The sequence below is a fragment of the Kitasatospora sp. NBC_00039 genome (assembly GCF_045160625.1).
In the GTDB taxonomy this organism is placed as follows: Bacteria; Actinomycetota; Actinomycetes; order Streptomycetales; family Streptomycetaceae; genus Kitasatospora.
Genome location: NZ_CP108289.1, coordinates 1,094,713 through 1,107,964, shown reverse-complemented (window position 1 = coordinate 1,107,964; position 13,252 = coordinate 1,094,713). Strand labels below are relative to the sequence as shown.

The window sequence follows — 13,252 nt, the reverse complement described above, 5'->3', positions numbered from 1 at the left end:
GTCGAATTACTTGAAGACATCAACCATCTAGGCCTTCAAGCCCCCGGAAGGACCGCGAGACCCTCATGACGCACCCCCCGACCTCCACCGCGGCAGACATCCCCACCCTGGTCGCCCGCCTGCGCGCCACCTTCGACAGCGGCCGGACCAAGCCCCTCGCCCGGCGCCTGGATCAGCTGGCGGCCCTGCGCTCGCTGCTCACCGAGCAGGCCGAGGTGTTCCAGCAGGCGCTCGCCGCCGACCTCGGCAAGAGCGCGAAGGAGGCGTACCGCACCGAGATCGGGTTCACGCTGAACGAGCTCGACCACACCGTGGCGCACCTGGAGGAGTGGCTCCGGCCGAAGCCGGCCGCCGTCCCCGGGTTCTTCCAGCCGGCCGACGCCCGTGTGGTCCGCGACCCGCTCGGCGTGGTGCTGGTCATCGCGCCGTGGAACTACCCGCTCCAGCTCGCGCTGGCCCCGCTGGTGGGCGCCCTGGCCGCCGGCAACACCGTGGTCGTCAAGCCGAGCGAGCTCGCCCCCGCCACCTCCGCGGCGATGGCCCGGCTGCTGCCGCGCTACCTCGGCCCGGAGACCGTGGCCGTGGTCGAGGGCGCCGTCCCGGAGACCACCGCCCTGCTGGATCAGCGCTTCGACCACATCTTCTACACCGGCAACGGCACGGTCGGGCGGATCGTCATGGCGGCGGCCGTCCGGCACCTCACGCCGGTCACCCTGGAGCTCGGCGGCAAGAGCCCCGTCGTGGTCGAGCCCGGCGCAGACCTGGCGCTCACCGCACGCAGGATCGCCCGGGGCAAGTTCCTCAACGCCGGCCAGACCTGCGTCGCCCCCGACTACGTCCTCGCCATCGGCGAGACCGCCGCCGGGCTGGAGAAGCACCTGGCCGACGCCGTCCGCGAGATGTACGGCGCCGACCCGGCCGCCGACCCCGAGTACGGGCGGATCGTCAACGACCGCCACTTCGACCGCCTGGCCGCACTGCTGGACGACGGGCGGCTCGTCACCGGCGGCGGGCACGACCGCGCCGAGCGCTACCTCGCGCCGACCGTCCTCGCGGACGTCTCCCCGGACGCGCCCGTGATGCGCGCGGAGATCTTCGGCCCGATCCTGCCGATCGTCGCCGTCCCCGACCTCGACGCGGCGATCGCCTTCATCAACGAGCGGGACAAGCCGCTCGCCCTCTACGCCTTCACCGAGTCCGAGCGGACCAAGCGGCGGCTGACCGAGGAGACCTCCTCCGGCGCGCTCTCCTTCGGCCTGCCGGTCTCCCACCTGGCCATGCCCGAGCTGCCGTTCGGCGGCGTGGGCGAGAGCGGGATGGGCCGCTACCACGGCGAGTACTCCATCGACACGTTCAGCCACGCCAAGGCCGTCGTCGACAAGCCCCTCGTCTGAGCCGGACCCAGCCACCCGGGAGAATGACCCTCGTGACCACCACCACCCTCGACCACGCCGCCGGCGTCGCAGCCGAGACCGCGCGCCTCGTCGCCACCGTCCGGACCGCCGATCCGACCACCCCGGTGCCCAGTTGCCCGGGCTGGACCCTGACCGACCTGGTGCGCCACACCGGCAGCGTGCAGCGCTGGTTCACCGTCCTGCTGCGGCAGAGGATCCAGGAGCCGCCGCGCAGCCGCGACGTCGACCTGCACCTGCCGCAGACGCCGGACGGCTACCCCGACTGGCTGGCCGAAGCCGCGGCGCAGGCCGGCGCGGAGTTCGCCTCGGCCGACCTCGACGCGCCGATGTGGGCCTGGGGCGCCGACCAGCACGCCCGGTTCTGGGTGCGCCGGATGCTGTTCGAGACCCTCGTGCACCGCGTGGACGCCGACCTCGCGCTGGGCCTGAACCCCGGCATCGACCCGGCGCTCGCTGCCGACGGGGTGTCGGAGTTCCTGACCAACCTGCCGTTCGCCGCCGGCTTCGCCCCCGGGACGGCCGCGCTCCGCGGCGCCGACCGGACCATCCGGTTCACCCGCACCGACGGCGACGGGGACTGGCTGATCCGGCTGCGCCCCGACGGTTTCGGGCTCGAGCCGCAGAGCGCGGACGCGACCGCCGACGCGACCGTCCGGGGCTCCGCCGCGGACCTGCTGCTCCTCCTCTACGGCCGGCTGGACCGGTCCGCCGACCGCTTCGAGGTGCGGGGGGACGACGAGCTGCTGGCGCACTGGGTCGCCAACTCCGCCTTCTGAGCCGCGGACGGGACCGTCCGCCGGGAAGCCGGTCGGCCACGCGGCCACGCGGCCACGCGGCCGGGCGACCGGGCGGCCGGGCGGCCGGGCGACCGGGCGACCGGAGCGTGGGACCGCCGGCCCCGGGGCGCGTGGCCCCGGAGCCGGCGGTCCCACGCCTCCGCGGTCCCACGCCTCAGTACGCCGTGACCCGGTCGGGCTCCGGGGCCGGTGCGGCCGCATGGTGCCGGGGGCGGCCGCCCGCGGTGGGCCGCGGACGGACCGGCCACCACAGGGCCCGGCCGAGGAGTGCCGCCAGGGCGGGGACCAGCACCAGCGAAAGGACGAGCGCCGAGAGCATGATGCCGAGCGCCATCGCGAAGGCGACCTGTTCGCTCCCCGGGGTGGTGGCGAGGGTGGCGAAGGAGCCGGCCAGCACCAGCCCGGCCGTCGCGATGGCCGGTGTCGTGTGCCGCACCGCGCGGGCCACGGCGGCGCGGGCCGGGCCCGGCCGCTGCATCTCCTCCCGGATCCGGTCGGCGATCAGGATGTTGTAGTCGGTGCCCAGGGCCACGACGAACAGGAACAGCACCAGCGGGAGGGTGAAGTCGACGCCCGGCTCACCGAGGGCGTGCTGGAACAGCAGCGTGGCGGCGCCGAGGGTGGCGGCGAAGCCGAGCCCGACGGAGAGCATCAGGACGACCGGTGCGAGCAGGCTGCGCAGGAGCAGCAGCAGGATCAGCGCGATCAGCGCGGCCGCGACGGGGAACACGACCCTGAGGTCGTGGTCGACGGCGGTCGAGACGTCGGCGAGGACCGCCGCCGTCCCGCCCACGTGTGCTGTCGTCCCGGCGGGCGTGTGCCGGGCGACCGCGGCCCGGACCGGTCCGGCGACCAGGTCGCGGGCCTGCTTGCTCTGCGGGTCGGCGGTCGGATAGAGGTCGATCCGGGCGGCGCGGTGGTCCTCGTTCAGAACGGTCGGTGCGACGGCGCCCACGCCGTCGACCCGGGTGAGCGCGCGCGAGAGGCCGTCGAGCCCGGCGGCGGTGAGGGTGGCGCCGTCCGGGGCGGTGACGAAGACGCTCGTCGGGTCCGACACCCCGGCCGGCAGCGCGCGGGAGATCTCGGCCGCGGTGGCCACGGCAGCGGTCCCGTCACCCGAGCCGCCCCGGCCGTAGTCCATCCGGATGCCGGCCGACCCGGCGGCCAGGGCGGCGAGCAGGGCGACGGAGGCGGTCAGCATCGCCAGCGGCCGCCGCGTGACCAGCGCGCCGAAGCGGGCGGCGCGGCCCTCGCGCGGCTCGCGCTGCAGGGTCCGCGACGGCCAGAACATCCTGCGCCCGGCGGCGGCCAGCAGTGCGGGCAGCAGGGTGAGGCTGCCGAGCAGCATCACCAGGACCGCGACGGCGATCGCGGGGCCCAGCGAGCGGAACTGCCCGAAGGTCGCCAGCCCCAGGGTGGCGAACGCGGCCACGATGGTCAGCGCCGCCGAGGTGATCGCGGCACCCACGCGGCCGGAGACCTGCTCGGCGGCCTCGCGGGCGGGCTGATCGGGCCGGGTGCGCAGTTGCTCGCGGAAGCGGAACAGGAGGAACAGCAGGTAGTCGATGCCGATGCCGAGCAGGACGACGTTGATCAGCCCCGGGGTGCCGGCGTCGAGCTTGCGGCCGGTGAGCACCGCGGCGCCCGCGACGGCTCCCGTCGCCGCGCCGCCGATCATGGCGACCGCGAGCAGCGGCAGCAGGGCCGCGAGCACGCTGCGGAAGACCAGCACGTTGAGCACGACGATCAGCCCCGTGACGAGGGCGCTCCCGACCGTCGCGGCGGTGCTGTGGGCATCGGTGGTGTCGACGCTCCCGGCGAGGCTCCCGGTGAAGCCGGTGCGCATCCCCGCCTCGGAGAACTGTGTCCGGGCGGAGTCCCGGAAGCTCCGGTAGACGCCCTGGACCCCCTTGTCGGTGGGATTCCCGGTCAGCTGGGCGGCGAGCAGCTCGAAACTCCGGTCGGGCGCCGTCATCGCCGGGGCGATCCGGGGCGTCTGGGAGCGGTCCGGGACCAGGAACCGCGGGACGTCGTCCTCCCGGGGCATGGCGACCCGGCGCCGGCCCAGCTGCGCCGCCTCGGCCTCGATCCGCTGCTGGTCGGCGGCGTCGAGGGGCTTGCCGTCGGACCGGGCGACCAGCACCGTCACCGTGGTGGCGTCGGGGTTCACCCCGAACCGCTCCTCGGCGATCTGCTGTGCGGCGGCCGAGTCGTAGCTGCGGGGAAGGAAGTCCCCGGTCTGGTGCTGGGTGACGCGGGCGAGCAGCGTCGGGGTCAGGGCGCTCAGGACGACACCCAGGACCACCCAGAGGGCGATGACCTTCCACGGGTGTCTGGTGGAGTAGCCGGTCAGGGCGCGGATCATGTGGTGTCCTCCGGCGGACGGACTGGGGTGCGGACGTTTGGCGGGGTCTCCCGGCCGGTCTCCAGACCATCAGCCGCGGGGGCCGCCGGGCGTCGTGGGAGCGGATGATCCGGACCGGGGACCTGGGGCCCTGCCGGGCCCCTGACCAGGACCACGGTCCTGGTCAGGGGCCCGGGGCCGCCAGCCGCCGCCGGTGCTGACACCACGGCCGGTGTGCAACCCTGTCCCGGGAGACAGGAGGCCGGAAGGCCGGCAGAGGGGGGAACGGACATGCCCAGGAGCCGACACACCGGGCCCGGCGGTGCCGGGGAGCCGTTGGCGGTCGACGGGGCCGAGCCGCCGTGGTCGCGCAACGACGCGCTCGTGACCGCCGGGGCCTGCGCCATCAACGTGCTCAGCTACGCGTTCTTCGACGACCCCGGCGCCCAGTACGACGTGAGCGTGGCCGGGTTCCTCCTCGTCGCGGCGGCGGCGTTGCCGCTGCTCGGCCGGCGCCGCCACCCGGTGGCGGCGCTCGCCGCCGTGCTGGTGCTCGATGCGACGGCCGCCCTGACCGTCCCGCTGCCCAGCCACTTCGGCGCCGTCCTGGTGGTCGCCCTGTACGCGGTCGCCAGGGCCTGCCCCGGCCTGGTGACGGCGGTGGCGGCCGTCGCGACGGCGTCGGTGACGGTCCTGAGCCAGAGCAACGGCCGGATTCCGCCCTGGCACGTGGCCGTCGGCCCGCCCGTCTCCAGCCTGATCGTCGTCGGCACCGCCCTGGTGATCAACCGCTGGCAGCGGGAGGTGGCGGCCAACCGCAGACTCCTCGCGGACCGTGCGGTGGCCGACGAACGCCGCCGCATCGCACGGGAGTTGCACGACATCGTGGCCCACCACATCACCACCATGCAGCTGATGGCCGGGGGAGCCCGGGCCAACATCGCCGATCCGGAGGTGGTCCGGGACGCCCTGGTCACCCTGGAGGCCTCCGGGCGGCTCGCGCTGCGCGAGATGCGCCAGCTCCTCGACGTGCTGCGGGCCGGAGAAGAGCCGGAGACGGCTCCGGCGCTGCCCCAGCCGGGCGTCGACGACCTCGACCGGCTGGTGGCGGAGTCCCGCCTCGGCGGACTGCCGACCGAGTTCGGCGTCCACGGGGCGCGGCGGCCGCTGCCGCCGACCGTCGGGCTCACGGTGTTCAGGATCGCCCAGGAGGCTCTCACCAACGCCCGCAAGTACGCGGGGTCGGCCCGCGTGTCCGTGCAGTTGACGTACCGTCAGGACGGGGTGACCGTCGAGGTGCGGGACGACGGCGGGGGCGCACCGCCGCAGGAGGGGGTGCCGGCGGCGGGCCCGGGCGGCTACGGCCTGATCGGCATGCGCGAGCGCGTCGCCCTGCACGGCGGTACCCTCGCCGCCGGCCCGCAGGCCGGCGGCGGGTTCGCCGTGGTGGCCGACCTGCCGCTGACCACGGACGAGGTGGACGAGGCGGCCGTCCGGTGCGAGGGGGCGAGCCGATGACCGGTGCCGGCCCGACGCCGCCGAGGATCAAGGTGCTGATCGTGGACGACCAGCCGCTGGTCCGGCGCGGCCTGTCGCTGATCCTCTCCCCCGACCCGTCCTTCGAGGTGGTGGGAGAGGCCGAGAACGGTGCGCAGGCGGTCAGCCTCGCCCGCCAACTGCGCCCCGACGTCGTGGTGATGGACATCCGGATGCCCGTCCTCGACGGGGTCGGCGCGACCGGGGAACTCGCCGCGACCGTGCCCGGCTGCCGGGTCCTGGCCCTCAGCACCTTCGACCTCGACGAGTACGTCGTGGGTGCCCTGCGCGCCGGAGCCTACGGGTTCCTGCCCAAGGACAGCTCCCCGGAGGACCTGAGCGCCGCGATCCGCACCGTCCACGCGGGCGATGCCGTCGTCGCGCCGCGCCTGCTCACCCGGCTGATCTCCACCTACGTACGGGCACCCGCCGCCGCCCGGCCGGTCCCCACCGGCCGGGGTGAACTCACCCCTCGCGAGATGGAGGTGTGGCAGCTGATGGCCACCGGCCTCGACAACACCGGGATCGCCCGCGCGCTGGACATCAGCCTCTCCACGGTCAAGAACTACATCACCAGCATCTTCGACAAGCTCGCCGTCCGCGACCGTGCCCAGGCGGTCATCGCGGCCTACGAATCGGGTCTGGTCGCCGCCCGTGCCGCGGCCGCGGACCCGCCCGGCGCCGGGCAGGCGGGCCGGACCTAGGTCGCGCGTTCCAACGCGGCCGGGTCCATGGGCGGAGGGCAACACCCCCTTCTGGTACGTAGGGTGACGGTATGACTGTTGATGTGGAAAAGTACTTCGCACGCATCGGGTGGGACGGGGAGCCCACGCCCACCCTGGCCACCCTCCGTTCCCTGCACCACGCCCACGTCCTCGGCATCCCCTTCGAGAACCTCGATGTGGTCATCGGCTCGGTCCCGTCGCTGGACGTCGCCGACCTGCACACCAAGCTCGTCGAGGAGGCCCGCGGCGGTTACTGCTTCGAGCACAACACCCTGTTCGCCGCCGTACTGGACCAGCTGGGGTTCGAGGTCACCCGGCTCACCGGCCGCGTCCGCGTGGGCGCGCGCGCCGGGGAGATCCGGCCGCGGACCCACATGGTGCTGGCCGTCCGGGTGCCCGGTGATCCCGGCCGTTACCTCGCCGACGTCGGCTACGGGTCGATCGGCGCGCTGCTGGAGCCCCTGCCGATGATCCCCGGGCAGGTCCGCGAGGCCGCCGGGCGCGTCCACCGCCTCGTGGTGGAGGAGCCGGACGGCCCCGCGCCGGTCTGGGCGCTCCAGGCGAGGACGGGCGACACCTGGGGGGACCAGGTCGCCTTCACCCTGGACCCGGTCCCCGCCCCCGACATCACGATGGCCAACTGGCACGTGGCGACCCACCCGCGCTCGCCCTTCCGGCGGCTCTACATCCAGCGCACGAGCGCCGACGGCCACCTGCGGCTCGAAGGCACGACCTTCACCCGTACCGAGGCCACCGGAACGACCACGACCCGGGAGCTCGAAGGCCCGGAGGATATCGGCGAGGTGCTGGAATCCGAGTTCGGGATCACCCCGCCGCCCGGCCTCGGGGCGGCCCTCTGACCGGGGTCCGCCCTTCTCTCCGCCTTGGCGCCCGTGGTGCTCAGCCGGTGCCGGAGCGGAACCGGAGGCGGTACTGAGTCGGTGTCGTGTCGAGCCTGCGGCGGAACGCCCGGACGAGGGTGTCCGTCGTACCGAAGCCGCAGGCGGAGGCGATGCGTTCGAGGGTCATGTCGGTGGATTCGAGGTGGTTGCGCGCCATTTCGACCCGGGCCGACTCGATGTAGACGCTCGGGGTCATGCCGAGCTCGGCCTTGAAGATCCGGGTGAGCTGCCGCTCGCTGACGTGGGCGAACTCGGCGAGGCCGGCGACGGTGTGCTGCTCGCCCAGGGTGCGGGTGATGTGGTGGCGGAGGTCCTCGATGCGCCGGGTCGTGGAGACGGGTTCGAGGGGAACGCTGAACTGGCTCTGCCCGCCCGGGCGCTTCAGGTACATCACCAGCTGCCGGGCGACGCGCAGCTCCGTGGCCTCGCCGAAGTCGTCGGCGACGAGGGCGAGGGACAGGTCGAGGCAGGCGCTGATCCCCGCCCCGGTCCAGATGTCGCCCTCGCGGATGAAGATCGGGTCGGCGTCGACCTCGACAGCCGGGTGTTCGGCGGCGAGTTGCTGCGCGGTCGACCAGTGGGCGGTGGCGCGCTTGCCGTCGAGCAGCCCGGCGGCGGCGAGCAGGTGCGCCCCGACGCAGACGGAGGTGACCCGTCGCGTCGTCGCGGCGAGCGTCCTCACCCAGCCGACCACGGCGGGGTCGGTGAGGGCGGGGACGCGGCGCCGGTCGTCGACCTCGACCGCGCCGGGCACCAGGAGGGTGTCGATGGCCCGCGCGGACGCCTCCTCGAAGGTGAGGTCGGGGAGGATGCGGACGCCGGCGGAGGTGGTGACCGGGTCCAGCGTCTCGGCGGCGAGGACGACCTGGTAGCCCGTCGCGTCGTCGGTCTCGCGCCGCACCGACGCCTGCGCGACGCGGCCGCTGCGGTCGGTGGGCGTCGAGCCGACCGCCGAGCAGATCCACCACGGCGCGCTCGCGACCGTCGCCGACCTGTACGGGGTCGTCGTGGAGTCCGGGGAGTCCCTGGGCTGAGCCCCTGGGCCGAGTGCCGGCGGCCGTGCGAACCGGCCGTGCGGCACGGCCGGCCGGTCACCCGGGGCCGGCCGTCACGTGCCGGGGGGCGCCGGGCCGCCGCCGAGGTCGTCACGGGTCACGTGCTCGCCCGGCGTCGCCAGCTCCTCGACCGCGTCGGCGCCGACCACCGCGCCTGTGGACCTCTTGCCGCGCCGCAGCCGGCCCTCCAGCCAACCGGCGAAGGAGGTGAGCGCGAAGTTCAGCAACACGAAGATCACCGCGACGACGGTGAAGCTGGCGATGGTGTTGGCACCGTAGTTCGCGCTCATCGGGCGGACCGACGCCAGCAGCTCGGAGAAGCCGAGCAGCGCGCCGCCCAGTGCGGTGTCCTTCACGATCACCACCAGCTGGCTGACGATCGCCGGCAGCATCGCGGTGACCGCCTGCGGCAGCAGCACGTGGCGCATGACCTGGTTCTTGCGCATGCCGATGGCCTTGGCCGCGTCGGTCTGGCCCCGGGGGAGGGAGAGGATGCCGGCCCGGACGATCTCGGCGAGCACGGAGGCGTTGTAGAGGACGAGACCGGTGACCACGGCGTACAGCGGCCGGCTGTCGGGGCTGACGTCGGTGAACTCGGAGTACGCCGCGTTCGCGAAGAGCATCAGGATCAGCACGGGGATGGCACGGAAGAACTCCACGACCGTGCCGGCCGCGCCCCGTACCCACCGGTGCTCCGAGAGCCTGGCGATGCCGAACAGCGCTCCGAGCGGCAGCGCGAGGACCATGGCGAGCGCGGCCGCCTTGAGCGTGTTCCGCAGCCCCGGCAGGAGGAACGTCGCCCAGGCGCGGGAGTCCGTGAAGAAGGGCCGCCACTTGGCCCATTCGAGCTGGTTCTTGTCGGCGAGGCTCTGGACCACCCACCAGACCAGGAGCGCGAGGGCGACCAGGAACAGCACCGTGTACAGCACGTTGTGCCGCTTGGCGCGCGGCCCCGGGACGTCGTAGAGCGTGGTCGGCCCGGTCACCGCCGCACCGAGACCTTCTTTCCCACCCAGCCGAGGAAGAGCCCGGTCGGCAGGGTGAGACAGATGAAGCCGAACGCGAAGACGGCGGAGATGAGGATGAGCTGGGCCTCGTTCTCGATCATCTCCCGCATCAGTGCGGCGGCCTCGGCGACCCCGATCGCGGAGGCCACCGTGGTGTTCTTGGTCAGCGCGATCAGCACGTTCGCCAGCGGGCCCACCACCGAACGGAAGGCCTGCGGCAGGACGATGAGCGTCAGCACCTGGCCGAACCTCAGGCCGATGGCCCGCGCCGCCTCGGTCTGGCCGACAGGCACGGTGTTGATGCCCGATCGCAGTGCCTCGCAGACGAACGCCGAGGTGTAGGCGATCATGCCGAGCACGGCGAGCCGGAAGTCGATCGTCTTGAAGGTGCCGCCGCCGAGCGTGACGCCGAGCGTCTGGAACAGGCCCAGCGAGGTGAAGACGATGATCACGGTGAGCGGGATGTTCCGGACCACGTTGACGTAGGCGGTGCCGAAGCCCCGCATCAGCGGTACCGGGCTGACGCGCATGGCGGCCAGGACGGTTCCCCAGACCAGGGATCCGATGGCGGACCAGAACGTGAGCTGCACCGTCACCCAGAAGGCCCCCAGCAGGTCGTAACGGTCAAGAAAGTCGAACACGGTCTCCCGGCCTTCCGCGTGGGTGGAGCCTGCAGCGGGGTGGCGCTCTCGCGCGGGTGAACGGCGGGGCGCGCCGCTGCGGGGCGGCGCGCCGTTGGTCACCCGCTTCAGCTGACGATGACGCCGATCTTCGGTGCGGGCTCGTTCTGGTAGCCGGCCGGGCCGAAGTTCTTCTGGACGGCCGCCTCCCAGGAGCCGTCGGCGACCATCTTCTCCAGGGCGGTGTTGATCTCCGCCTTGAGCTCGCTGCCCTTCTGGACGCCGATGCCGTAGTTCTCGTTGCTCATCTTGAAGCCGCCCAGCTTGAACTTGCCCTTGAACTCGGGCTGCGCGGCATAGCCGGCGAGGATCGAGTCATCGGTGGTCAGGGCATCGACGGCCTTGTTCTCCAGGCCGGTCAGGCACTCCGAGTAGCCGCCGTACTCCTGGAGCTGGGCGTTGGGCGCGATCCTCGTCTTGACGTTCTGCGCCGAGGTGGAGCCGGTGACCGAGCAGAGCTTCTTGTTGTTGAGGTCCTCGGGCTTGGTGATGGAGTCGTCGTCCGCCCGGATCAGCACGTCCTGGTGGGCCAGGAGGTAGGGGCCGGCGAAGTCGACCTTCTCCGAGCGTGCGGGGGTGATCGAGTACGAGGCGGCGACGAAGTCGACGTCGCCGCGCTGGAGGAGGGTCTCGCGGTCGGCGCTCTTGGCCTCCTTCCACTGGATGTCGCCGGGCTGGTGACCGAGCTCCTTGGCGACGTATGTGGCCACGTCGACGTCGAACCCCGTGTACGTGCCGTCCGGGGTCTTCAGCCCGATGCCGGGCTGGTCGAACTTGATGCCGACGGTGATCTTGCCGCCGCCCGTACCCGCGCCCGAACCGCCGCCCGGGCTGCCGCCGGCGGTGCTGCCGCTGCTCGTGCCGCCGCCGGAACTGCAGCCGGCGGCGGTCAGGGCCAGCGCGAGCGCGGCGGTGGCCGCGACCGTGACCTTGCGAAGCTTCATGGTGATCTTCCCTGGTGCTCGAGGGGGTCCCGTCAGTGGTGCAGGATCTTCGCGAGGAAGTCCCTGGCCCGCTCGCTGCTCGGGTGGCTGAAGAACTGATCGGGCGTCGTCTCCTCCACGATCCGGCCATCCGCCATGAACACCACGCGGTTGGCGGCCGAACGGGCGAATCCCATCTCGTGGGTGACGACGACCATGGTCATTCCGTCCCGGGCGAGCTGCCGCATCACCTCCAGCACCTCGTTGATCATCTCGGGGTCCAGCGCGGAGGTCGGCTCGTCGAAGAGCATGATCTTCGGGTCCATGGCCAGCGCTCTGGCGATCGCGACGCGCTGCTGTTGGCCGCCGGAGAGCTGGGCCGGGTACTTCTCCGTCTGGGACGCCACACCCACCCGGTCGAGCAGCCGGCGGGCCCGCTCCTCGGCGGCCTTCCGGTCCTTCCTGCGGACCTTGATCTGGCCGAGCGTCACGTTCTGCAGCACGGTCTTGTGCGCGAAGAGGTTGAAGGACTGGAAGACCATGCCCACGTCGGCCCGGAGCGCGGCCAGTTCGCGGCCCTCGTCGGGCAGCGGCCTGCCGTCGATGGCGATCTCGCCGGAGTCGATGGTCTCCAGGCGGTTGATGGCGCGGCACAGGGTGGACTTCCCGCCACCGGACGGCCCGATGACGACGACGACCTCGCCGCGCGCGATGGTCAGGTCGATGTCCTGGAGGACGTGGAGCGTGCCGAAGTGCTTGTTGACCTTGCTCAGCACGACCAGGTCGCCCGTGGCCGCGGTGGGGATCTCCTGGGTCACCTGTCCCTCCGCTCGTCGGCCTCATGGTCCGCCCTCGCGAGGACGGCCGCACGCCGGGGGCAGGGGCCCGGCGCGCCGGCGAACCGGGCCCGGCCGGCGGCGGGCAGGGGAGCGGCAGGGGAGCGGCAGGGGCGGCCGTCGTCACGATGGTCGGGCTGCAAGATCATCTGTCGATATGCTGCGGGACCGCCGGGCGCACGGGGTGCCCGGCAGCTGATCGAGGGATGGTTCTCGCCATGATGGGACCGGCACACGCGCTTTCCGGGGCGGCGGCCTGGCTGGGGGTGGGCGCCGCGGCGGCGGCCTGGGACCACCCGATGCCGTGGCCGGTACTGCTCGCGGGGGCCCTGATCTGCGCCGGTGCGGCGCTGGCGCCCGACCTGGACCACAAGGCGGCGACGATATCGCGGGCCTTCGGGCCGGTCTCCCGGACGCTCTGCGAGGTGATCGACAAGCTCTCCTACTCGGTCTACAAGTCGACCCGGGGCAAGCGCGACCCGCGCCGCTCTGGCGGGCACCGGACGCTCACCCACACCTGGCTCTGGGCCGTGCTCTGCGGCGCCGGCGCGGCGGCGGTCTGTGTGTACGGCGGCCGCTGGGGCGTGCTGGCGGTCCTGTTCGTCCACATGGTGCTGGCGATCGAGGGGCTGCTCTGGCGGCACGCCCGGGTCTCCAGTGACGTGCTGGTCTGGCTGCTGGGCGCGTGCAGCGCCTGGATGCTGGTCGAGGTGCTCGACCGGCCCGGCAACGGCGCCGGGTGGCTGTTCACCGAGCCCGGCCAGGAGTACCTCTGGGTGGGCCTGCCGATCGTGCTCGGCGCGCTCGTGCACTGCGTCGGCGACGCGCTGACGGTCTCCGGCTGCCCGATCCTGTGGCCGATCCCGGTCGGCCGTCGGCGCTGGTACCCGGTCGGGCCGCCGAAGGGCATGCGGTTCCGGGCCGGCAGCCGGGTCGAGATCAAGATCCTGATGCCCGTCTTCATGGCCCTCGGCGGGGTGGGGGCGCTGGGCGCGCTCGGCCTCATCGGCTGACGCGCGCCCCTCGGCCGGC

Annotated in this window: 12 protein-coding genes and 1 pseudogene; 7 read left to right on the top strand and 6 right to left on the bottom strand. The window is 73.2% G+C overall.

Annotated features, from left to right (window positions below; all coding sequences use genetic code 11):
• The first annotated feature begins 65 nt into the window (after positions 1-65).
• Positions 66-1,394: an aldehyde dehydrogenase family protein gene (locus OG286_RS05425; RefSeq protein ID WP_396323325.1), complete on the top strand. Its 1,329-nt coding sequence runs from the start codon at positions 66-68 to the stop codon at positions 1,392-1,394.
• 23 nt (positions 1,395-1,417) lie between these two features.
• Positions 1,418-2,191 (top strand): maleylpyruvate isomerase family mycothiol-dependent enzyme, encoded by a 774-nt coding sequence (locus tag OG286_RS05420; protein WP_396323326.1) that lies wholly within the window; start codon positions 1,418-1,420, stop codon positions 2,189-2,191.
• A gap of 175 nt (positions 2,192-2,366) precedes the next feature.
• Here the strand turns inward: OG286_RS05420 and OG286_RS05415 are convergent, their stop codons facing one another.
• Complete coding sequence (locus OG286_RS05415; protein WP_405364795.1) at positions 2,367-4,577, bottom strand: MMPL family transporter; 2,211 nt, start codon at positions 4,575-4,577, stop codon at positions 2,367-2,369.
• 270 nt (positions 4,578-4,847) lie between these two features.
• Between OG286_RS05415 and OG286_RS05410 the strand changes: the two genes are divergently transcribed.
• From OG286_RS05410 to OG286_RS05400, 3 genes are all read left to right on the top strand, one after another.
• On the top strand, positions 4,848-6,074 hold the full coding sequence (locus tag OG286_RS05410; RefSeq protein ID WP_405362906.1) for a sensor histidine kinase: 1,227 nt from the start codon (positions 4,848-4,850) through the stop codon (positions 6,072-6,074).
• Entirely contained in the window at positions 6,071-6,796 is a 726-nt protein-coding gene (locus OG286_RS05405) for a response regulator (protein ID WP_405362908.1), read from the top strand. The genes OG286_RS05410 and OG286_RS05405 overlap by 4 nt, the downstream gene beginning before the upstream one ends.
• Positions 6,797-6,867: 71 nt before the next feature.
• Entirely contained in the window at positions 6,868-7,677 is an 810-nt protein-coding gene (locus OG286_RS05400; protein WP_396323330.1) for an arylamine N-acetyltransferase, read from the top strand.
• 40 nt (positions 7,678-7,717) lie between these two features.
• On the opposite strand, the gene OG286_RS05395 is transcribed toward OG286_RS05400, so the two are convergent.
• Entirely contained in the window at positions 7,718-8,620 is a 903-nt protein-coding gene (locus tag OG286_RS05395) for a GlxA family transcriptional regulator (protein ID WP_405362910.1), read from the bottom strand.
• A 1-nt stretch (position 8,621) separates the two neighbouring features.
• Here OG286_RS05395 and OG286_RS05390 point away from each other — a divergent pair.
• Positions 8,622-8,753 (top strand): annotated as a pseudogene (locus OG286_RS05390) (cysteine hydrolase); the annotation flags it as partial.
• Between the two features lie 74 nt (positions 8,754-8,827).
• Here the strand turns inward: OG286_RS05390 and OG286_RS05385 are convergent.
• The 4 genes from OG286_RS05385 to OG286_RS05370 form a co-directional block, all read right to left on the bottom strand.
• Positions 8,828-9,760, bottom strand: a complete 933-nt coding sequence (locus OG286_RS05385) for an amino acid ABC transporter permease (protein WP_405362912.1) — start codon at positions 9,758-9,760, stop codon at positions 8,828-8,830.
• Entirely contained in the window at positions 9,757-10,422 is a 666-nt protein-coding gene (locus OG286_RS05380; protein WP_396323333.1) for an amino acid ABC transporter permease, read from the bottom strand. The genes OG286_RS05385 and OG286_RS05380 overlap by 4 nt, the downstream gene beginning before the upstream one ends.
• Positions 10,423-10,529: 107 nt before the next feature.
• Positions 10,530-11,405, bottom strand: coding sequence for a glutamate ABC transporter substrate-binding protein (locus OG286_RS05375; RefSeq protein ID WP_405362915.1), 876 nt, complete (start codon positions 11,403-11,405; stop codon positions 10,530-10,532).
• Positions 11,406-11,437: 32 nt separating this feature from the next.
• On the bottom strand, positions 11,438-12,202 hold the full coding sequence (locus tag OG286_RS05370) for an amino acid ABC transporter ATP-binding protein (protein ID WP_396323335.1): 765 nt from the start codon (positions 12,200-12,202) through the stop codon (positions 11,438-11,440).
• Between the two features lie 236 nt (positions 12,203-12,438).
• Between OG286_RS05370 and OG286_RS05365 the strand changes: the two genes are divergently transcribed.
• Positions 12,439-13,233 carry a metal-dependent hydrolase gene (locus OG286_RS05365; protein ID WP_396323336.1) on the top strand — a complete coding sequence of 265 codons (795 nt, stop codon included), beginning with the start codon at positions 12,439-12,441 and terminating at the stop codon, positions 13,231-13,233.
• The last annotated feature ends 19 nt before the right edge of the window (positions 13,234-13,252 follow it).